A 21,627-nucleotide genomic window follows, 5' to 3' on the forward strand; every position below is an offset into this window, starting at 1 on the left:
CCCGTGTCGCACGCGATCACTCAGCGATTCTCACGCCTCGCGAGGCTGGACTGCATGTACCGTAGCCCATGGCGCGCTTGCACAGTTCGCGCACGGAGAGCTAATGTGCCATGCGCGATCTTATGGAAAGTGCTATTTCGCCATTCGATCGTCGCGCGTATCGGGATTCCATTCTTCCAGGTATATTCAAGGAGCACGAATGAGCTGGATCAGGAATGCGGCATGGAGCGCACTGCTCGCCGTTGTCTGCACCGCCGGCCCGGCTCGGGCGGTCGAAAAGGACTATGAAGCGCTGTTCGGCGCGTTGCGCACAAAGGTAGCCGAACGCAAACCGTACGAACCCGAAGCGGTCCGACAGCAGATCGACCACGCGTACTCTCATATCATCGATTGTCCGGCGGGCAAAGAGCCGGAGGAATCGGTCGCCCATGTCGGCATCGAAGGCGTGGAGTACTCGTACAACAACATCTACCTCGACGACAACGACCAGCTTGACGGGCAGTTCTGCTTCTACATCGCCGAGCCGCTTCATCGTCGCCTCACCGCGGCCGAAGGCAGGGATTTTTCCGCCGCATTGCTCATGCCGGACACGCAGCGCTTCATGCCAGGGCTGCCCACGGCCGAGGAGCTGGCGGCTCGCGCGAGGATCGGTGAGAAGCACTTCGCGGAACTGCGTGCGGCGGTCGCGAGCGGGATCGGGATTCCAAGAAGCCCGGACATGGTCCCCGCAACACTCCCACCTCTGGGCCAGCTGATGGATTGCTCGCACGTTCCTTTTGAAGATCTGGACAGCCGACTGTTCGATGCCGCGTGGGAAAATCTTGGAGGAGGAAACAATACCTTATACAACGACGTATATTATTGGCATGCGCTCGGGCGCGGCGGAGAGGTGTGCGTGTTTCTGGAACCGCCGCTTCGCCGCGGCCTCACCATGGAAGAAGCGAGAGATCTCTTGCGCGCAGTGCAATTGGATCTTGGCTACTCCGACGAGTTCCGTCGCTGCCGACCCGGAAGGCAATACGCTACCTCCAAATCCAGCCTACCCCCCGACTGCGCCTGAAAAAAAAAATAATCCAGCCAGTTCCAAGCGCTAGCAACCCCGCGCCTCTGGCCGACTCGAGCTACCCCTACAATACGATTGCCGTTCTCAACAGGCCCGACACTGGGCCGGGCATTACCGCCAGCGCGGTCCAGGTTGGCCTCTATGTCTACATGACCGCCGCGCATACGCTTTTCGGCTCCTCAGGCCAGCGACTCACAGGCTTCCGCGTGCGGCCCGCGCATCACCTTCCAGCGACAACGAGCTGGATCCCGGTTGATGCGACGCCCGACCCCAGCTACACGTTCGCCGCCAACACGCTGAAGGGCCGCGACCTTGCTTATCTGCGCGCCAATATCCAACATCCGAATCCGCAAGGTTTCGCAAGGCCGGCCCAGATCAGCTCGTCGCACGACAGCGGCAACGGCACCACAGCGACCTGCGCGTCCTCCTTCGAGACCAGCGACCCATTCTGGGAAAGCGCAAACATGTCGTGGTTCAACCCCAGCGGGCCCGATCATGCCAATGGCTGCTTCAGCAGCGGCCCAGCCCGCGTCGTGGTGCATTATCCCAATCGAGTCAATGGAGTCGACAATTTCACCGATCCGCGCCCGTATATCAGTACCAATGTTGGATTGTTCGGCAGTTCGTCGAACGGTACGTACTACGAGCTCTATCATCCGACGGCCGACGGCAACTATGCCATCGGCATGACCGACGCCTACGTCAGTCCGGGTAGCAGCGGCGGCGCCCTCTTCGCCACGCCATATGGCGGCACCCTGGCTGCGGCACGCCTACTAGGTATCGTCACTGTGCAGAGCAACAATGGCATGGGTTTCGCCACTGGCGATATGACGTATAACCACGCTTCAATGTGGTCCGATCTCACCTGGGCACCTGCATCGCAAATTTCGATCACCTCTCCCGCCGAGGGCTCCAGTTACGACAGCCAGTCCGCCCCGAATCTGATTGCCAGCGCAGGATCGCAAACGTCCCAGCTTCAATGGAAGTCCGACATCGACGGCGCGCTCGGATCCGGTGGCAACGTACCGATTGCGGGCCGCCTGAGCGCCGGCATGCACACGATCACAGCATCCATCGGCCCCGCTTCGCAAGCAAAGATTGGCGTCGTCTCTGCCGCTACCGTGCTCAGAACCCTGCACATCACGATCACCGGCGCGCCGACGCCGACCTTCACGATGACGCCGACGACCGTGCTGATTCCCGCAACGCAGACATCAGGGGCATTCGCGTATTCCTGGCGAGCGACCGCCTATCCCTCCCTCGATCTGCAGAGCAGCGTTAACGGTGGCGCTTGGGCACCCGTACCGGGATTGAACATTCCCGCCACGGGCAGCACCGGCGATCACATCGTCGTCGGGACGACATACAGGTTCCGGTTCTTCCCGCACGGCGACACGACGAACGTGCTCGGTACGCTGACGGTGAGCGGTGTGGCGGCGCCCGCACCTGTATTCGCTGCCAACCCGGTGCACGGCGTAACGAACGGCGCCTCATGCAGCACGACGATTACGTGGAGCGCGCCGGGCTACCAAGCCATCGACTGGTGCGGCAAAACGAATGCTGGGAATTGGCAATGCGGCACTCTTTCGACGCCAGCCACTGGGTCGACTGGCGTGTCTGTGCCCGTCGGCACGACCTACGGCTATCGGTTCTATCCGCACGGAAGCCAAAGCCAGGGCGGATCGTTCAACCTCCTGGGTGAACTCACGGTGGATTGGGCGACAAATTCGTCGCCGACGTTCACCGCAAATCCAGCTCACGTGGTCGTACCGGCTGGAGCGGCATCTGGGTTGAGCATCATTACATGGAGCGCTGCGGCGTATAGTCAACTCGACTGGTGCGGCAAGGTCGATGGCGGCCCATGGACCTGGAGCGGTCTCAGCACACCGCCCGTCGGCAAGACCACGGTGTCGATTCCCGTCGGTTCGACCTATGGATATCGGTTCTATGCACCGGGCAATGCGGTCAATTGTTCTTCCGCGACGAAGCTCGGTGAGCTCACCATCTACGCAACGCACTGACGGATGATGAAAGCGTGGCGGCCGAAATCCGCCGCCACGTCCGGCGCAGGTGCTTCACGCGGACCGGTACGGCCACGCGACTTGCGCGCGCGCATCGATGTGCCGCGCTCCTGCGCGAGCTCAGCGCCGAAACTGCGCGTCACGGTCCGGACGTTCACCGCGGCGCGATGCCGAGTGCGCGCTCGATCCCGGCCGGGTCGTACAGCTTGCCGCCCTTGATCACGGTGGCGACGTTGCGGATGTCGGCGATGTCGCGCGTCGGATCGCCGTCGACGAGCACCATGTCGGCGTACTTGCCCGGCGCGATCGCGCCGCGGTCGCGCGTGACGCCCATGACTTCGGCCGGCGCGAGCGTCGCCATGCGCAGCACTTCGGCGGGTGCGATACCCGCCTTCGCATACAGTTCGAGTTCGTGGTGCAGCTGATAGCCGGCGAGCGCATCGGTTCCGGGAATGATCGTCACGCCGGCGTCGTGCAGCGATTTCAGCAGCGCGAGCATCGCCGGGAATGCAGCGCGATACGCGTCTTCCTGGCCCTTCGGCACCGGCAGCGAGTTGCCGTAGAGACCGCGCCGCACCTGCGGCGGCAGGCGCGGCGCGATCGTTTCGAGGCCGGGCACGATCGCGGTCGGATCGCCGTTGAACAGGTTCTCGAAGATCGTCATGGTGGGATCGAGCACCGTGTGGCGCGCCTCGAGGAACGCGATGAATTCGCGCACCTCGGGCCTGTCCGGCGTGAATTCGCGCGCGTGCTCGGCGACCTTGATGAAGCGGTCACGGTTGCGCGTCTCCTTCACGCCGGGATAGAGGAAATTGAGCATCACGAAATTGAGGTGCTGGATTTCGTCGGCGCCGCCCTCGACGAACTGCCGCGCCGACATGAAGGCGGGCACGTGACCACTCACGCGCAGGCCGCGCTCGTGCGCGCGCGCGGCGATGACCGGCATGAGTTCGGGTTTGATCGACGAGTAGATCTTGATCTGCGCGTAACCATGGTCGGCATACCAGTCGACGTCCTTGATCGCGTCCTCGGCCGTGTCGACGCGCATCCTGGTCGGCCCGGCGAGTTCGCCGGTGCCGTCGATGATGCCGGCCTTGAGCACGCGCGGGCCGATCTCGCTGCCGTCGTCGAAGCGCGCGACGCGCTTGAGGAACGCATCGGTATCGTTCGCCATGTCGCGTGCGCTGGTCACGCCGTTGGCGAGGTCGAGCAGGCCGTCGACGTCGCTGAAATGCTGGTGGTTGTCCCACAGGCCGGGCATGAGGAAGCGGCCATGCGCGTCGACCACCTCGGCGTCGGCGACCGCCTGCAGCGCCGCGTCGGGCGCGACGCGCACGACGCGCTCGCCGCGCACGAGCACGCTCGTGTGCTCGCTCACGGAGAGGTCGCGCGGATCGAACACGCGCGCGTCGCGGATCAGCAGGCCGCCCTTCGGCATGCGCACGAGTTCGCGCGCGAGGCGCGCCGACCACGCGTTGTCGGCGGCGTCCTGTGCAGCCTGCAGCGGCTCGAGGTTCTTTGCCAGCGCTTCCGGCACGACCGAGAACCAGCCCGACACGATCGCCGCGGTGGCACCGTCGCCATCGAGCCAGATCGGTTGTGGCGTGAAGGCGAGGCCGCCGATGCGGTACTGGTGCAGCTCGCGGCCGCCGACGCGCGCGCTGCCATGCGCCTCGATCGTCGCCTCGCCCATCGGCAGCAACGCGAGCCGATGGCCGGGCGCTTTCAACAGCGCGCGTGCGAGCACGCCGAGGAACTCCGGCGGCGGGTTGGCCGGCACCTAGAACGCGCCCGCCGCCGGCGCGCTGCCGTCTTCGGTGCGGTTGTGCCAGCTCGCCTTGCCGTCGGCGATGTCGAAACGCTCCTCGACCGGCGCCTTCATGTAGTCGTTGCCGCGCCCCCGGTAGGTAATCGGCCGGCCCGCGTCGTCGAGCGTCCACTCGGCGACGATGTGGTCGCCGCGACCGCGATCGTTGTAGGAATACTCGGCGTGCATGCGGCCGCCGGTGGTGGCGACGGTCTGCGTGCCGGCCGCATTGCCCTGGATCGTGATCGTGTCGGTACGCGTCGCGGCGGCCGCATGGGCGGCGCCGACAGCGAGCAGTGCAACGGCAAGGAAGCGCGACATGGCGGACTCCGTTGGGCGACGCCGCGAGCTTAGCGAGGCCACGGCTCCGCGCACCCCTGCCAAAGGCAACCCCTGCGACGGATCGCTCTTGCTAGACTTGCGCGCCGCCTAGCAGGAAGTCGGGAATCGGACCGTGCGCCTTTTCTCGATGCAGCGATCCATCCGTGGGTCGCGCCTGCCCGGCTTCCCCTCAGCCTGCCGGAGCCCCGAATGGACGCTGCCGCTCTGCCCCGCCCCGACGATACCCGCGTTGCCGTCATCGGCCTCGGTTATGTCGGTCTGCCGCTCGCGGTCGGCTTCGGCCGCCACCTGCCGACGCTCGGCTTCGACATCAACCAGGCGCGCATCGCGGAGCTGCGCGAGCATCGCGACCATACGCTCGAGGTGTCCAGCGAGGAACTCGCGGCGACGCCGCAGCTGCGTTTCAGCGCGGAAGCGGACGACCTGAAGGCGTGCAACGTGTTCATCGTGACCGTGCCGACGCCGATCGACGACGCCAAGCGCCCCGACCTCACGCCGCTCGTCTCGGCGAGCCGCACGGTCGGCAGGGCGATCGGCCGCGGCGCGGTCGTCGTGTTCGAGTCGACCGTGTACCCGGGCGCGACCGAGGAAGTGTGCGTGCCGATCATCGAACGCGAGTCGGGGCTGCGCTTCAACGTCGACTTCTACGCCGGCTACAGCCCGGAGCGCATCAATCCGGGTGACAAGGAACACCGCCTCGAGACGATCCTCAAGGTGACGTCGGGTTCGACCCCGGCCGCAGCCGACTTCGTCGATGCGCTGTACCGGCGCGTCGTCACGGCCGGCACGCACAAGGCGTCGAGCATCCGCGTCGCCGAAGCGGCGAAGGTGATCGAGAACACGCAGCGCGACCTCAACATCGCGCTCATCAACGAACTCGCGCTGATCTTCCACCGACTCGGCATCGACACCGCCGAAGTGCTCGCCGCGGCAGGCACCAAGTGGAACTTCCTGCCGTTCCGCCCCGGCCTCGTCGGCGGACACTGCATCGGCGTCGATCCGTACTACCTCACGCATAAAGCGCAGCAGATCGGCTACCACCCGGAAGTGATCCTGTCCGGCCGGCGCATCAACGACGGCATGGGCCAACACGTCGCGCAGCGCGTGATCAAGCTCATGACGCAGCGGCGCATCCACGCCGCGGGCGCGAACGTGCTCGTGCTCGGGCTCGCGTTCAAGGAGAACTGCCCGGACCTGCGCAACACGCGCGTGACCGACGTGGTCGGCGAGTTCAAGAGCTACCACGCCAACGTCGAGGTGTACGACCCCTGGGTCAGCGCCGACGAAGCACGCCACGAATACGGCCTGGACCTCGTGCCCGAACTCGTGCCCGGCCGCTACGACGCAGTGATCCTCGCCGTCGCGCACCGGCAGTTCCTCGAACTCGGCATCGAGCGCATCCGCGCGCTCGGCAAGCCCGGCTGCGTGCTGTTCGACGTCAAGCAGGCGCTGCCGCGCGACCTCGTCGACGACCGCCTGTAGGGCGGTACGCGCGCCGCGCGTGCCGCCGCGGCGTGCGTGAAGAAACGGCAAGATCGCCGGGACGCGAAGCGCGACCGGCCCATGGAGAAGACACATGCGCATCCTCGTCACCGGCGCCGCCGGCTTCATCGGATCCACGCTGAGCCATCGCCTGCTCGCGCGTGGCGACGAAGTGCTCGGCTACGACAACCTCAACGACTACTACGACCCCACGCTCAAGGAAGCGCGGCTCGCCCGGCTGACTCCGCATGCGAACTTCCGTTTCGTGCGCGCCTCGCTCGAGGATCGCCCGGCGCTCGAGGGCGCATTCGCCGACTTCCGCCCGCAGCGCGTGGTCAACCTCGCTGCGCAAGCCGGCGTGCGCTATTCGCTGACCAATCCGTACGCGTACATCGAGGCCAACCTGGTCGGCTTCATCAACGTGCTGGAAGCCTGCCGCCATGGCGGCGTCGAGCACCTCGTCTACGCCTCGTCGAGTTCGGTCTACGGCGCCAACCGCAAGCTGCCGTTCTCGGTACAGGACGCCGTCGACCACCCGGTCAGCCTGTACGCCGCGACGAAGAAGGCGAACGAACTGATGGCGCATACCTACAGCCACCTGTACCAGCTGCCGACCACGGGCCTGCGCTTCTTCACCGTGTACGGCCCGTGGGGACGGCCCGACATGGCGCTGTTCCTGTTCACGCGCAAGATCCTCGCCGGCGAGCCGATCGAGGTGTTCAACCACGGCAAGCACACGCGCGACTTCACCTACATCGACGACATCGTCGAGGGCGTGGTGCGCACGCTCGACCGCGTGCCCGCGGGGGATCCTTCGTTCGATCCACTCGAGCCCAATCCCGGCTCGTCGGCCGCGCCGTACCGCGTCTACAACATCGGCAACAACCAGCCGGTCGAGCTCGCGCACTACATCGAGGTGCTCGAGCAGAAGCTCGGCCGCAGCGCCGAGAAGATCCTGCTGCCGCTGCAGCCGGGCGACGTGCCGGACACGTTCGCCGACGTCGCCGAGCTCTCGCGCGACACCGGCTACGCACCGTCGACGCCGGTCGAGGTCGGCATCGGTCGCTTCGTCGACTGGTACCGCGCGTTCTACCCGGTCTGAGCAGGCGCCGGCGCCGCGCCCGCAGTGGCGCGATCCGGCTGCGCGCGCCTCCCACAAGTGGATTATTCTGCGCACGGCGGCGGACGATGAAGGGCGTCCGCCGGTCGGCCCGCACTCCGCTGGGCCGCCATGAAAGTGTGATAGGGTTCACATTTCCATAGGGAGGGAGCGCGCCATGTCGCCATTCGTCCGGCTGGTTTTGATCGCTATCATGTTGATTTTGCAGGCCTGTGCTGCAGGACCCGGCGCGAGCACCGGAACCCCGCAGGTCAACCCCGCAGCGCAGGCGGTCAGCGTCTACCGGATCGGCGTCGACGACATCGTCGAGGTGTCGGTCTGGCACAACCCCGACCTCAACGCCAAGGTGCCGGTGCGCCCCGACGGCATGATCTCGATCCCGCTCGTCGGCGACGTCATGACCGGCGGCAAGACGCCCGAGGAGGTCTCGGCCGAGATCGCCGATAAGCTCAAGACCTACATCCGCGATCCGCAGGTCGCGGTGATCCTGACCGAGTTGCGAAGCCACGAGTACCTCTCGCGCGGGCGCGTGACCGGTGCGGTGCGCAACCCGGTCTCGGTGCCCTACCGCCAGGGCATGACCGTGCTCGATGCGGTGCTCGCCGCCGGCGGCACCACCGAGTTCGCTTCCGGCGACCGCACCGAGCTCTACCGCAAGGAAGGCGAAAGCACGCGCGCCTACGCTGTGCGGCTCGACCAGATCCTCCGCAAGGGCGACCTGTCGACGAACTATCCGGCGCAGCCGGGCGACGTGATCACCGTCCCCGAACGCGTGTTCTGACCGGGCGGAGCGGCGAGATGGCGAACGCAATGGTGCCGCTGGGCGAACTGGTCCCGGTGCTGCTGACCGAAGCACGCCGGCGCAAGCTCGCGCTCGGCACGATGTTCGCCGTCATCGCGATCGCCGCGCTGGTGATCGGCGTGTCTCTGCCGCGCAAGTACGAATCGTCGACGACGATCCTGGTGCAGGAAAGCAACATCGTGACCGGCCTCATGGAAGGCCGCGCCGTCGCCACCGGCGTCGCCGACCGCGCTTCGATCGCGCGCGAGGTGATCTTCAGCCGCAAGGTCATGAACGAGATCCTCGGCGCTGGCGGCTGGCTCGACAAGCAGCCGTCGGCGGTGGAGCAGGACCGCATGATCGAGTCGATCACCGACCGCACGAAGATCACGAGCCCGCGCGACAACCTGATCCAGATCACCTACGCCGACAACCAGCCCGAGCGCTCGTTCCACGTGACGCAGCGGCTGGCCGAGCTGTTCATCCAGGAAAGCCTCGCCGCGAAGGAGCGCGAGAGCCGCAACGCGTTCGAGTTCATCGACGGCCAGGTCGAGTCGTACCACAGGAAGCTCACCGACGCCGAGGACAAGCTCAAGGCGTATCGCGAGGCGAACGTCGACGCGCGCCCGGGCGGCGAGGCCGACAGCAACAGCCGCATCGCGCAGCTGCGCAGCCAGATCGAGCAGGCACGCCTCGAACTCATGGAGCAGCGCTCGCGCGAGAGCGCGCTCGTCTCGCAGGTGTCGGGCGAATCGGAGATCACCGCGGTGCAGACGCGCGCGAGCACCTACCGCGTGCAGCTCGCCGAGCTCCAGAACCAGCTTGACCGCCTGCTGCTCACCTACACCGACGACTATCCCGACGTCGTGCGCATCCGTCACCAGATCCAGGACATCCAGGATTCGCTCAGGCGCGACGAGCAGCAGCGCGCACTCGCGCCCAAGCCGAGCAAGGGCCCGTCGCAGGTCGACGACAGCAACCAGTACAACCCCCTCTACCAGGAACTGCGCAGCAAGCTCAACGAAGCGCGCCGCAATGGCTCGGCGGTCGCGTCGCGCCTCAGCGTCACCGAGGGCATGCTCGCGGCGGAGCTCGAACGCAGCAAGCGCATCGCCAATTCGGAGAACGCGTTGTCCGAACTCACGCGCGACTACGAAGTGAACCGCGACATCTACCAGGACCTGCTCAAGCGCCGCGAGAACGCACGCGTGTCGATGGACCTCGACGCCAAGCAGCAGGGCCTGACCTTCCGCATCCAGGAACCGGCCGTGATGCCGGTACGCCCGTCGGGACTTCGCCTCATGCATTTCGCGATCGCAGGGCTCGTGCTCGGCATCCTGCTGCCGCTCGGCCTGCTGTTCGGCTACGCGCGTTTCGACCCGCGCGTGCGCTCGGCAGCGCAGATCGAACGCATGGCCGGCGTGCCGGTGCTGGCGACGATCCCCGCCTATCCGACACCCGCGGACCGCCGCCGCAGTGCATTGCACGGCACGGTGCTGCTCGTCATCATCGTCGGCGTGCTGCTCACCTACGCGGCGATGTACTGGATCCGCCTGGAGGTCATGCGATGAGCGCGGGTGACAGCGGCAAGCCGGCCGACCACGTCGGCGGCGCGCTCGAAGCCGCCGCGAACAAGCTCGGCGTGCGCACGAGCGCGAGCCGCTCGATCGCGCGCATGGCCGAGCCGAACGCGCTGACGCCGCGCCAGCTCGACGAGAAGCGCCTGATCCATCGCGACGACTCGGTGCGCCCGCAGGCCGACGCCTTCCGCGAAATCCGCACGCGCCTGCTCGCGCTCGGCGGTGACCAGAACTTCGTGACGATGATCGCGCCGGTCAGCCCCAAATCCGGCGGCAGCTTCGTCGCGCGCAACCTTGCCGCCGCATTCGCGTTCGACGAGGCGAAGACCGCGCTGCTGATCGACTGCAATCCGCGCCACGCCGCGCAGCACAAGGCATTGGGCACCGAGCCCGAGCCTGGCCTGATCGACTACCTCGACCACCCGGCGATGGGTATGGAACCGATCATCCACCGCACCGGCATCCCGCGCCTGCGCCTGATCCCGTCGGGCAAGCCGCGCGAGACGAGCGGCGAATATTTTTCCTCGTTCCGCATGCGCGCCGCACTCGATTCGCTGCGCTGCCGCTATCCGGATCGTTACCTGTTCCTCGACGGCCCCGCGGTGAAGGGTTCGCCGGACGCGCGCATCCTGTCCGACCTCGCCGACTTCGTCGTGCTCGTGGCCGGTTACGGGCGCGACACGCCGGCGGCGATCGCGCAGGCGGCGGCGATCTTCGATCCGAACCGCTTCGCCGGCGTGGTGTTCGACGAATTGCCCTGACCCGCACGGCGCGGCATGCGTGACGAGGAAAACGTGATGTACCGGCTCGCGGGGTCGGTTCCCGTGCATGCCGGAACCGCTGGTTGATAGGGAGGGGAGACCAATGCGCATCACCCATCGCGGCTGGTTCGTCGCCGGGGTCGCGTTCGCCGCGGCCGGCGCACCCCTGGCGCAGGCGGAGCCCGCGCTGAACTACAGCGTCGGCATCGAACTCGAGCAGAACGACAACATCAACCTCAGCCACGACAACCCGGTCGACGAGACCGTGCTGACGCCGACCCTCGCATTCGGCTTCAAGCAGCAGGGCGCGATGCTCAGCGCGACCGCCGCGGGCAGCGTGTCGTACCGCGACTACCTCGGCGGCAAGTTCTCCGACGAATTGCGCGGGCTGCTGTCGGGCATTGCGACGTGGTCGATCAGCCCCGAACGGTTCGACTGGGTCGCCGAGGACTACCTCGGGCGGCAGCCGGTCAACGTGCTGCAGGCGGACGTGCCGAGCAACCAGCAGCAGACCAACGTGTTCAGCACCGGGCCGACCTGGCGCGCGCGCCTCGGCGACAACCTGCGCGGGCGCCTGGACCTGCGCTACACCAATACCTACGCCGAAGAGACGAACAACTTCGACAGCGACCGCTTCAGCGCCGCCGCGCGCCTGGCCTGGCTGCTCGGCGCGCTCGACACCGTCAGCGGATCGCTGACCGCGTCGCGCGTGCGTTACGACGAAGTCGAGTCGCGGCCGTTCGACTACGACCGCCAGGACGCCTACATCGGCTACGAACACACCACCAACACGCTCAAGCTCGACGCCGCCGCAGGCTACAGCTGGGTCGACCTGCGCGGCCCGGACGACCGCTCCGGCACCCTGCTCAGCCTGGGCCTGCGCTGGATGCCCTCGCCCGCGACCGACCTCGGCGTGAGCGCGGCGCGCCAGTTCGCCGATGCGAGCCAGGACCTCGTCATCGATCCCGCATCGATCGGCAACCTCGGCGTCGGCAGCGGCCGCAACGGCGCGGTGATCTCGCCGCAGCTCTACGTCGAGAAGCGCATCGGGCTCGATTTCAACCATCGCGAGGAGAGCTACAACTTCAACGTCGCTCCGTTCTGGCGCAAGATCGACTACATCGAAGGCGAGTTCTTCAGCCAGCGTTCGTTCGGCTGGACCGCGACGTTCAACTGGCTGTTCCGCCCGACCTTCGGCCTGTCGCTGTCGACCGGGCGCGAGCATCGCCGCTACAGCGAGCTCGACCGCACCGATACCGACGAGAGCTATTCGATGGCGTTGTCGTGGCGGCAGACGAGCCACTGGACCTGGGCGCTGCGCGGCACGCACGCGGTGCGCGACAGCACGCTGCGCGAGGCCGGCTACTCCGACAATGCGATCATCCTTTCCGTGATCTACACGCGCTGACGACGGACGGATGATCGAAGCGACTCCCTCCAGCACGGCGACGCGCAGCATCGCCCTCATGTACCACGCCATCGCCGGGCCGGGCAGCCCGGACGCCGCGCAGGACCCGCACTACACGGTCGAGGCGTCGCGTTTCGCGGCGCAGCTCGACGCGCTCGTGCGCGTCGCCGGTGGCGCGACGAGCGCGCGCGACTGGCTCGCCGCGCCGGGACGGGCCGCCGTGCTCACGTTCGACGACGGCCACGCGAGCAACCATGCACTCGCCTGGCCGATGCTCGCCGCGCGCGGCCTGGGCGCGGATTTCTTCGTCAACCCGGGCAAGGTCGGGCAAGCCGGCCTCGCGGGCTGGCCCGAGCTGCGTGAGATGGCGGCCGCCGGGATGTCGATCCAGTCGCACGGCTGGAACCACCGCTACTTCACCGAACTCGACGACCGCGCCTTGCGCGACGACCTGCTGCGCTCGCGCCTCGCGATCGAGGATCACATCGGCAGCGCGGTCACCCTGCTCGCACCGCCGGGCGGACGCATGCGCGCCGACCTGCCCTTGATCGCGCGCGAATGCGGCTACGCATGCGTGTTCGGTTCCGAACCCGGCGTCCTCGACGCCGCCGCGACCACGCGCGCGCTGCCCCGCATGAGCGTGACCGCGGCTCTCGACGTCACCACGCTCGAGGACTGGATCGCCGGTCGCGGCATCGCCCGCGCGCGCCTGCGCTACGGCGTGCTCGGCTTCGCCAAGCGCGCACTCGGCGATCGCCGCTACGAACGATTGCGCGGCCGGCTGCTCGGCCAGGGAGATCGTGCCCGATGAAGTGGACCTTCGTGCTGAGCGTGATCGCGCTCGGCTGGACCTATCTCGGCTACCCGCTCGCGATCCTCGCGCACGCGCTGTACCGGCCGCGCCGCGTGCAGCCGTCGGACTGGGAACCGAACGTCGATGTCGTCATCGTCGCGCACGATGCCGCCGACGAGCTCGCCGCGAAGCTGAAGAACGTCACTGCGCTCGACTATCCGCCGGACAAGCTCCGCTTCCACGTCGCCTCGGACGGCTCCGAAGACCACACGCCGACCGTGCTGCGCGAATTCGGCGACCCGCGCCTGATCCCGTACGTGTTCCCCGTGCGGCGCGGCAAGTCGGCCTGCCTCGGCGACATCGTACCCAAGCTCAAAGCCGACGTCGTGCTGTTCGCCGATGCGCGCCAGCGCATCGAGTCCGATGCACTGCGCGCGTTGTTGCGACTGCTGTCCGACCCGCGCGTCGGCGCCGTCGGCGGCGAACTCGCGTTCGAGCGCAGCTACAGCGACTACGGCGACGGCATCGATTTCTACTGGCGCTACGAAACCTTCATCCGTAGCCACGAAGCCGAGAGCGGCTCGGTGGTCGGGGTCAGCGGGGCGCTCTACGCCGCACGCCGCGCGTTGCTGCCGCAGATCCCGGAAGGGCTGATCCTCGACGACCTGTGGATCCCGCTGCAGATCGCCCGCGACGGCTCGCGCATCGTCTTCAGCAGCGAGGCGCGCGCCTGGGACCGGCCGTCGAAGGATGCGGCGATCGAATCGCTGCGCAAGCGCCGCACGCTCGCCGGCAACTTCCAGCTGATCGCGCGCGATCCGTCGCTGCTGCTGCCGTGGGCGCATCCGCTCGGCTGGCGCCTGTGGGGACACAAGTGGCTGCGCCTGCTCGCGCCGTGGTTCATGCTCGCGGCGTTCGTGAGCAACCTCGCGCTGATCGCCGAATCGCCGAAATGGACGCTGCTCGCGCTCGCGCAGATCGCGTTCTACGGCCTCGCTCTCGCGACGGTGCACAAGCCCGGGCTGCTGCGCATCGCGCCGGTGCGGGTGATCGCGACCTTCGTGCGCATGAACGCGTACGCGGTGCTCGGCCTGCACGATTTCCTCACTGGGCGCGCGCCGGCGGCGTGGTCCGTCACGCGACGCAGGGACGCCTGACCGATGGCCACGAGCGCTTCCGCGCGCCCCCCGCTGCGCGTCCTCTACGTCGTCTCGCTGTTCCCGTGTTGGTCGGAGACGTTCATCGTGCGCGAGATGCACGCGCTGATCGAACGCGGCGCGGAACTTTCGATCCTGTCGCTGAAGCCAGCGAGCGAGAAGATCGTGCAGGACCGCGCCGCGGTGCTGCTCGACCGCACGCTGCACCCGCGCGGCGCGGTCGCATCGGTGTTCGCCTTCCTCGGCCTCGTGCTGCGCCGGCCGCTCGTCACGCTCGGCTTCGTCGCGCGCCTGGTCGGCGGCCTCTGGCGCCAGCCGAAGGTGCTGTTCAACAGCCTCGGCGCGCTGTGCCGCGCCGCCGGCCAGCTGCGCCGCATCGAGGCATTCGGCGCCGAGCTCGTGCACGCGCCATGGGCGACCTACCCGGCGACGGTCGCCTGGTTCCTGTCGCGACTGCTCGGCAAGCCGTTCTCGTTCACCAGCCGCGCGCACGACATCTTCGTCGAAGACCACATGATGGCGGCCAAGCTCGCCGCGACGGATCTCGCAGTGACGATCACGCGCAACAACGTGCGCCACATGCAGCGCTGGATCGATCCGCCCGGCTCGGTGCCGATCCAGGTCATGCATTCGGCGCTCGAACTCGGGGAAACGGCGTACTCGCGCGCCGGCCGCCTGCCACACCGGTTGTTGTCGGTCGGACGGCTCGACCCGATCAAGGGTTTCGACGTGCTGTTGCCCGCGCTCGCGCTGCTGCGCGATCGCGGCATCGCCTTCGACAGCGTCGTAATCGGCGAAGGCGAGGAACGCGGGCGGCTCGAGGCGCAACGCGACGAACTCGGCCTGCAGGACCGCGTCGCCTTCGTCGGCGCCAAGCCGCAGACCGAGGTGCGCCGGGCGATGGCCGAATCGACGCTCATGGTGATGCCGTGCGTGGTCACGCCCGAAGGCAACGCCGACGGGATCCCGAACGTGCTCACGGAGGCGATGGCGGCCGGCCTGCCCGTGGTCAGCACGCGCGTGTCGGGCATCCCCGAACTCATCGACGACGGCGTCAGCGGCCGCATCGTCGAACAGCGCGACGCCGTCGCGCTCGCCGATGCGATCGCCGCGCTGCTCGCCGACCCCGCGCTCGGCGATGCGTACGCGGCCGCCGGCCGCGCCAAGGTCGAGCGCGAGTTCGACGTGCGCATCGAAGCCGGACGCCTGTTCGACTGCTTCGCGAAGGTCGTGCATGGCTGACGCAGGTTCCCGGGCGCGCGTACTCGTCGTCAGCGACGAGATGGAAGTCGGCGGCAGCCAGCGCCAGATCGCGCACCTGCTCGCCGGCCTCGATCGCACGCGCTGGCAGGCGGACCTGCTGTTCTTCCGCAACCGCTCGTTCCTCGCCGACCGCCTCGTCGAGGCGGGCATCCGTGTGCACGAGCTGCCCAAGCACGGCCGCATCGATCCGCGCTTCGTGCTGCGCCTCGCGGCGCTCCTGCACCGCGGCCGTTACGACATCGTGCACTGCTATTCGCTGACCGCGGAACTGTGGGTGCGCGCGCTGCTGCCGCTGGCGCCAGCGTGCGCGTTCGTCGCATCGGTGCGCGGGCTGTGCCTGCATCACTCGCGCCGCCAGTGGCGCTTCAAGCGCTGGATCGTGCGGCGCGCGGACGCGGTCATCGCCAATGCGCGCGCCGGTGCACGCGCGACCGCCGAGCACACCGGCCTGCCGCTCGCGCGGATCAGCCTCGTGCCGAACGGCGTGGAGATGCCGGCGCCGCTCGCACCGGCGCAACGCACGCACGACCGCGACGCACTTGGCGTTCCGCCGGGCCGCTGCTGCGGCCTGTTCGTCGGCCGTTTCGTCGCGGTCAAGAACATCCCGCTGCTGCTCGATGCGCTCGCGCGCGTCGCGCCCGAGCGGCGACCGTTCCTGCTGCTCGCCGGCAATGGACCGCTCGACGCGGAACTGCGCGCGCAGGCGACGCGACTCGGCCTCGACGAGGACCTGCGTTTCCTCGGCGAGCGCAGCGACGCGCAGGCGCTGATGCAATGCGCGGATTTCCTCGTGCTCTGCTCGCGCGAGGAAGGCCTCTCCAACGTCGTGCTCGAAGCGATGGCCGCGGGATGCGCGCCGGTCGCCTCGAACGTCGGCGGCAATCCCGAACTCGTCGAGCACGAGCGCAACGGGTTGCTGTTCCCGAGCGGCGATGCGGCCGCGCTCGCCTCGGCGCTCGAACGCATGGCCGGCGACGATGCCCTGCGCACGCGCCTGGGCATCGCTGCGCGCGCCGATGCCGAGTGCGGCTACGCCGTCGACGAAATGGTCCGCCGCACCGAGGCAGTCTACGCGCGCGTGCTCGGCGCCACGCGGAGCGCGAGCTGAGCGATGCGCGAGCCTTTCCTTCCCTCCACAGCGACGCCACGCATGCACGCGCCGGCATCGCCCTCGCCGGAACCTCGAGCATGCCGCCTGTGAACGACCACGCCAGCGTGATCGGCGACTTCGCCTGCGCCTTCGGCCCCGCCGCCGCTCGTGCGGTCGGCGCGCCGGCCGGTTACGCGCTGAGCGGCGATGGCGCCGTCCGCATCGCCACACGCGGCGCGGTGCGGCACGGGCAAGCGGCCGGCACGCACTGGTTCGCGCTCGCCGACCTCGTCGAGGGCCGCTGCGAGGACGGCGTCGCCGCGCTCGGCGGCGACGGCCCGCACGCACGCTGGCGCGGCCGCTTCGTACAGGTGGTCTGGAGCGCGGACGGCCGTCGCGTCGCCGCGCTGACCGACCACTTCTCGACCTTGCCGCTGTACGTGCTCGAGCGTGACGGCACCGCGCTGCTCGCGAGCGATCTGCACCTGATCCTCGCGAGCCCGCTGTGCACGCGCGAGGTCGATCCGCTCGCGATCTACCACTACCTCAATTTCGCCTACGTCCCCGCACCGCTGTCGATCTGCGCGGGCGTGCAGCACGTGACGCCCGGCACGCGCTACGCCTGGGACGGCATGCGCGGCCGCGCCACGCGCTACTGGCTGCCCGAGTATGCGGAGGACCTGCGCGGCAGCGACGACGTGCTCGCGCGCGAGCTGCGCGCGCAGATCGTCGCGAGCGTGCACGACTACCGGCCCGCCGACACGCGCAGCTGGGGCTGTTTCCTTTCCGGCGGCACCGACAGCTCGAGCATCGTCTCGATCCTCGCCAGCGAACGTCCCGAGGCGAAGGTGCGCAGCTTCTCGATCGGCTTCGCCGAAGAAGGTTACGACGAACTCGCCTACGCCGAGCTCGTCGCGCGCAACGTAGGCGCGGAGCCGTACACCGCGCGCGTGAGCCGCGGCGACGCGGTCGCCCTGCTCGAGCAGGTCGTCGATGCGTGGGATCAGCCGTTCGGCGACGCCTCGGCGGTGCCGACGCTCGCCTGCGCCGCGCTCGCGGCGACGCGGTCGGTCGACACCCTCCTCGCCGGCGACGGCGGCGACGAGATCTACGGCGGCAACGAGCGCTATGCGAAGGACCAGGTGATGGAGACGTTCCACCGCCTGCCCGCGCCGCTGAAGACGCTCGCGCGCGGCATCGGCCGCGTCGCGGGGCGTTCCTCGTCGCACTTCCTCAATCGCGTCGACAACTTCACGCGCCGCGCATCGCTGCCCAATCCCGACCGCTTCTACACCGACGACTCGTTCGGCTCGGACGACTACGACGCCCTGCTGACGCCGGCGTTCCGCGCGCGCGTGCCGCGCGACGCTTCGCTCGAGTTCATGCGCGGGGTGTATGCGCTCGGCGGCAGCGCCGGCCCGCTGCACCGGATCATGCGCCTCGACCTCGCGATGGCGATCGCGCAGAACGATCTCTACAAGGTGCACGGTGCCTGCCGTGCGCACGGCATCAGCGCACGTTATCCGTATCTCGATCCGCGCCTGGTCGCCTACACGGGACGCCTGCCGCCGGCGTACAAGGTGCGCGGCACGACCAAGCGCTACCTGTTCAAGCAGGCGATGGCCGGCATCCTGCCCGACGACGTGCTGAGGAAGAAGAAGCAGGGGTTCGGCCTGCCGGTCGCGGTGTGGCTGCGCAGCGATGCCGCGTTCCAGCAGTTCGTGCGCGACGTGCTGTTCGATGCGCGCACGCTCGCGCGCGAGGTGTTCGAACGCGCCTTCGTCGAACGCCTGCTCGCCGAGCACGTGCGCGGCAGCTGGGACCACTCGCGCGGCATCTGGCAGCTCGTCGTGCTCGAGCTGTGGCTGCGGAGGCACCTCGATGCGGCCTGAGCGCAGCCACCCCGACGCGCGCGCGCTGCGCGTGCTCATGGTGCTGGAGAGCAACTTCCCGGTGATCGGCGGCGGCGGCGCCGAGTCGCAGGTGCGCACGCTCGCGCTGCGCCTGCGCGAACGCGGCCATCGCGTGACCGTGCTGACGCCATTGCGCGATCCCGACCTCACACCCGCGCGTATCGGCCGGCACGAAGGCATCCCGGTGCTGCGCATCGCCTATCCGCGCATCCGCCTGTTCGGCTCGCTCGTGCTGTGGCTGCGGCTGCTCGCATTCCTCGCGCGCCATGGACGCCGTTACGACGCATGGCACGTGCACATCGCGCACCATCTCGGCGCGCTCACGACGATGATGGGCCGCCGCATCGGGCGCCCCGTGATCGTGAAGGTCTCTGGTTGGTGGGAGCTCAAGAAGGGCCTGCTGCGCGACGATGGCGGCGTCGTCGCGCGCATCGGCCAGCATTGGCTGCGCGGCGCGCACGCGCTGCAGGCGATCAGCAATCGCATCGACGCCGAACTGCTGCGCCATGGGTTCGCGCGCGAGCGCATCGTCGCGCTGCCGAATGCGATCGACACGCGCCGCTTCGGGCTGCGCGCGCCGCCGCGCCCGGACGGCGTACCGAACGCGGTGTTCGTCGGCCGGCTCGTGCCGGAGAAGGGACTCGGCGTGCTGCTCGACGCCTGGGCCGCGGCCTTCCCGCAGCCTGGGCGCGCGCGCCTGCGCCTGGTCGGCGCCGGCCCGCTCGAAGCATCGCTGCGCGCGCAGGCCGAACGCCTCGGCATCGCCGCGCAGGTCGAATTCCTCGGCCATCGCTCCGACGTCGAGCGCCTCCTGCGCGAGGCCGACTTCGGCGTGCTGACCTCGACCATCGAGGGGCTGTCCAATACCCTGCTCGAATTCATGGCCTCGTGCCTGCCCGTGGTCGCGAGCCGCGTCAGCGGCAGCGAGGATTTCATCGTCGACGGCCGCAACGGCTGGCTGTTCGAGCCGGGCGACCGCGACGCGCTAGCGCAGCGCCTCGCCGATGCCGTCGCGCAGGGGCGGCCCGGCCTGCACCGGCTCGGCTGCCAGGCGCGCGCCGACGTGGCGGCGCGCGCCGACCTCGACGTCGTGGTCGAACGCCTGCTCGCGTTGTACCGTGGCGACGATCCGGCGCACACCGTCGCGCCCGCCATTCCGCTCCCGGGGGACTGAAGCATGTGCGGCATCATCGGCCTCGTCGTCGCACCCGGCCAGCAACCGCCCGACGCCGCCATCGGCCAGGCGATGAACGACGCGATCCGTCATCGCGGCCCCGACGACGAGGGCTACTACCGCGACGCGCGCGCACTGCTCGGCATGCGCCGCCTCGCGATCATCGACATCGCCGGCGGGCACCAGCCGATGTCCGCCGACGGCGGGCGCATCCAGCTCGTGTTCAACGGCGAGATCTACAACTACCGCGAGTTGCGCGCCGAGCTGCAGGCGCTGGGCCGTGAATTCCATTCCGCCTCGGACAGCGAAGTCGTCGCGCAAGCGTTCGCCGAATGGGGCGAGCGCTGCTTCGCGCGCCTCGACGGCATGTTCGCACTCGCGGCGTGGGACCGCCGCACGCAAACCCTCGTGCTCGCGCGTGATCGCTTCGGCGAGAAGCCCCTGTTCTACGCGCACGACGAGTCACGCATCCTGTTCGCGAGCGAGCTCAAGGCGCTGATCGAGGTGCCGGGTTTCCGGCGCGAGCTCGACCCGGCGGCGCTGCGCTCGTACGTGCGCTACGGTTACGTGCCGACGCCGGCGAGCATCTTCGCGAGCGTGCGCAAGTTGCCGCCGGGATGCTACCTGCGGTGCAGCGATGGCCGCATCGCGGTCGAGCGCTACTACACGCTCGATTTCGGCCGTCGAACGAAGGTCGCGCCGGCCGAGGCCGAGCAGCACCTCGCCGAGCTGCTCGACCGCGCCGTGCACAGCCGCATGGTCGCCGACGTGCCGTTCGGCGCATTCCTCAGCGGCGGACTCGACTCGAGCACGGTCGTCGCGCTGATGACGCGCCATTCCTCGCAGCGCGTGCGCACGTATTCGATCGGCTTCAAGGAAGCCGCCTACAACGAGCTGTCCGACGCGCGCCGCGTCGCCGAACACCTCGGCACCGACCACCACGAACTCGTCGTCGAGCCCGACGCGGTAAGCCTGCTCGAGCAGCTCGTCTGGTATCTGGACGAACCATTCGCCGATTCGTCGGCGGTGCCGACCTTCCTCGTCTCGCAGCTCGCGCGCACGCAGGTGGCGATGGTGCTCACCGGCGACGCCGGCGACGAGACGTTCGCCGGCTACAAGCGCTACCTGCGCTTCCTCGCGCTGCAACGCCTCGGTCCGCTGAAGGCGCCGGTCGCACTCGCCGCGCGCGCGGGCGCCAACCTCGTCGGCGGTTCGTTTGGCTACCGCCTGCGCGGTGTCGCCGAGCGGATGCGCATGCCGTTCCCGGAAAGCTACCTGGGCAGCGTCGCGATGAGCCGGCCGGAAACGGTACGCGACCTGCTCGGCGCCGCCGCGCGGGACGGCTACGAGGACCCGCTGCATGCGCTCGCGCACAGCGGCAGCGCGCGCCATTCGATGCTCGACCGCATCGTCGAACTCGATTTCGGCAGTTACCTGCCCGACGACATCCTGGTCAAGGTCGATCGCATGGCGATGGCGAACTCGCTCGAGGGCCGCGTGCCGTTCCTCGATCCCGCCGTGGTCGAGTTCGCCGTGTCCCTGCCCGAGGACTTGCGCGTGCGGCGCGGCCGCGGCAAGCACATCCTGCGTCGCGTGGCGGAACGCTGGCTGCCCGCCGACGTGCTGGCCAAGCCGAAGCAGGGTTTCGCAATCCCGCTTGGACAGTGGTTCCGCGGACCGCTGCGGCCGCTCGCCGAGGACGTGCTCGCGAGCCGCGCGTTCCGCGAGCGCGGCGTCATCGATGCGGCCGCCGCGCGCGCCTGCCTCGACGATCACCTCGCGGGGCGCGCCGATCGCGGCGAATCGCTCTGGCTGATCCTCTCGCTCGAGCTCTGGGCACGCCGCTTCCTCGACGCGCCGCGGCCCGGCTGA

17 protein-coding genes are annotated in these 21,627 nt (G+C 68.6%); 15 read left to right on the forward strand and 2 right to left on the reverse strand.

The window, feature by feature from the left end; all coding sequences use genetic code 11:
- The first annotated feature begins 199 nt into the window (after positions 1 to 199).
- Complete coding sequence (locus ACTHK2_RS00550) at positions 200 to 1,060, forward strand: hypothetical protein (RefSeq protein ID WP_440243615.1); 861 nt, start codon at positions 200 to 202, stop codon at positions 1,058 to 1,060.
- Between the two features lie 152 nt (positions 1,061 to 1,212).
- On the forward strand, positions 1,213 to 3,084 hold the full coding sequence (locus ACTHK2_RS00555; protein ID WP_440243617.1) for a hypothetical protein: 1,872 nt from the start codon (positions 1,213 to 1,215) through the stop codon (positions 3,082 to 3,084).
- 154 nt (positions 3,085 to 3,238) lie between these two features.
- On the opposite strand, the gene ACTHK2_RS00560 is transcribed toward ACTHK2_RS00555, so the two are convergent.
- Both ACTHK2_RS00560 and ACTHK2_RS00565 read right to left on the reverse strand, forming a co-directional pair.
- Entirely contained in the window at positions 3,239 to 4,864 is a 1,626-nt protein-coding gene (locus ACTHK2_RS00560) for an amidohydrolase family protein (protein WP_440243619.1), read from the reverse strand.
- A complete protein-coding gene (locus tag ACTHK2_RS00565) occupies positions 4,865 to 5,212 on the reverse strand; it encodes a hypothetical protein (protein ID WP_440243621.1) in 348 nt (115 codons plus the stop codon).
- A gap of 210 nt (positions 5,213 to 5,422) precedes the next feature.
- Here ACTHK2_RS00565 and tviB point away from each other — a divergent pair, with 210 nt between their 5' ends.
- The 13 genes from tviB to asnB all read left to right on the forward strand — a co-directional run bounded on the left by tviB (position 5,423) and on the right by asnB (position 21,627).
- A complete protein-coding gene (gene tviB, locus ACTHK2_RS00570; RefSeq protein ID WP_440243623.1) occupies positions 5,423 to 6,715 on the forward strand; it encodes a Vi polysaccharide biosynthesis UDP-N-acetylglucosamine C-6 dehydrogenase TviB in 1,293 nt (430 codons plus the stop codon).
- A 94-nt stretch (positions 6,716 to 6,809) separates the two neighbouring features.
- Positions 6,810 to 7,817 carry an NAD-dependent epimerase gene (locus ACTHK2_RS00575; protein WP_440243625.1) on the forward strand — a complete coding sequence of 336 codons (1,008 nt, stop codon included), beginning with the start codon at positions 6,810 to 6,812 and terminating at the stop codon, positions 7,815 to 7,817.
- A gap of 211 nt (positions 7,818 to 8,028) precedes the next feature.
- The gene (locus ACTHK2_RS00580) at positions 8,029 to 8,616 is read left to right on the forward strand and encodes an XrtA/PEP-CTERM system exopolysaccharide export protein (protein ID WP_440243627.1); all 588 of its coding nucleotides are present in this window, start codon (positions 8,029 to 8,031) and stop codon (positions 8,614 to 8,616) included.
- Positions 8,617 to 8,633: 17 nt separating this feature from the next.
- On the forward strand, positions 8,634 to 10,187 hold the full coding sequence (locus tag ACTHK2_RS00585) for an XrtA system polysaccharide chain length determinant (RefSeq protein WP_440243629.1): 1,554 nt from the start codon (positions 8,634 to 8,636) through the stop codon (positions 10,185 to 10,187).
- Positions 10,184 to 10,957, forward strand: a complete 774-nt coding sequence (locus tag ACTHK2_RS00590) for a polysaccharide biosynthesis protein (protein ID WP_440243631.1) — start codon at positions 10,184 to 10,186, stop codon at positions 10,955 to 10,957. Before ACTHK2_RS00585 ends, ACTHK2_RS00590 begins: the two co-directional genes overlap by 4 nt.
- 103 nt (positions 10,958 to 11,060) lie before the next feature.
- Positions 11,061 to 12,365 carry a hypothetical protein gene (locus ACTHK2_RS00595; protein WP_440243633.1) on the forward strand — a complete coding sequence of 435 codons (1,305 nt, stop codon included), beginning with the start codon at positions 11,061 to 11,063 and terminating at the stop codon, positions 12,363 to 12,365.
- 10 nt (positions 12,366 to 12,375) lie between these two features.
- A complete protein-coding gene (locus ACTHK2_RS00600) occupies positions 12,376 to 13,176 on the forward strand; it encodes a polysaccharide deacetylase family protein (protein WP_440243635.1) in 801 nt (266 codons plus the stop codon).
- Positions 13,173 to 14,315, forward strand: coding sequence for a glycosyltransferase (locus ACTHK2_RS00605; protein WP_440243637.1), 1,143 nt, complete (start codon positions 13,173 to 13,175; stop codon positions 14,313 to 14,315). Before ACTHK2_RS00600 ends, ACTHK2_RS00605 begins: the two co-directional genes overlap by 4 nt.
- 3 nt (positions 14,316 to 14,318) lie before the next feature.
- Positions 14,319 to 15,557 (forward strand): glycosyltransferase, encoded by a 1,239-nt coding sequence (locus ACTHK2_RS00610; RefSeq protein WP_440243639.1) that lies wholly within the window; start codon positions 14,319 to 14,321, stop codon positions 15,555 to 15,557.
- Positions 15,550 to 16,686: a glycosyltransferase gene (locus ACTHK2_RS00615; RefSeq protein ID WP_440243641.1), complete on the forward strand. Its 1,137-nt coding sequence runs from the start codon at positions 15,550 to 15,552 to the stop codon at positions 16,684 to 16,686. The genes ACTHK2_RS00610 and ACTHK2_RS00615 overlap by 8 nt, the downstream gene beginning before the upstream one ends.
- An 80-nt stretch (positions 16,687 to 16,766) precedes the next feature.
- Entirely contained in the window at positions 16,767 to 18,560 is a 1,794-nt protein-coding gene (locus tag ACTHK2_RS00620; RefSeq protein WP_440243643.1) for an asparagine synthetase B family protein, read from the forward strand.
- A complete protein-coding gene (locus ACTHK2_RS00625; protein ID WP_440243646.1) occupies positions 18,550 to 19,755 on the forward strand; it encodes a glycosyltransferase family 4 protein in 1,206 nt (401 codons plus the stop codon). The genes ACTHK2_RS00620 and ACTHK2_RS00625 overlap by 11 nt, the downstream gene beginning before the upstream one ends.
- Positions 19,756 to 19,758: 3 nt before the next feature.
- On the forward strand, positions 19,759 to 21,627 hold the full coding sequence (gene asnB, locus ACTHK2_RS00630) for an asparagine synthase (glutamine-hydrolyzing) (RefSeq protein WP_440243648.1): 1,869 nt from the start codon (positions 19,759 to 19,761) through the stop codon (positions 21,625 to 21,627).

The sequence above is a fragment of the Dokdonella sp. genome (assembly GCF_051958935.1).
Taxonomy (GTDB): Bacteria; Pseudomonadota; Gammaproteobacteria; order Xanthomonadales; family Rhodanobacteraceae; genus Dokdonella_A.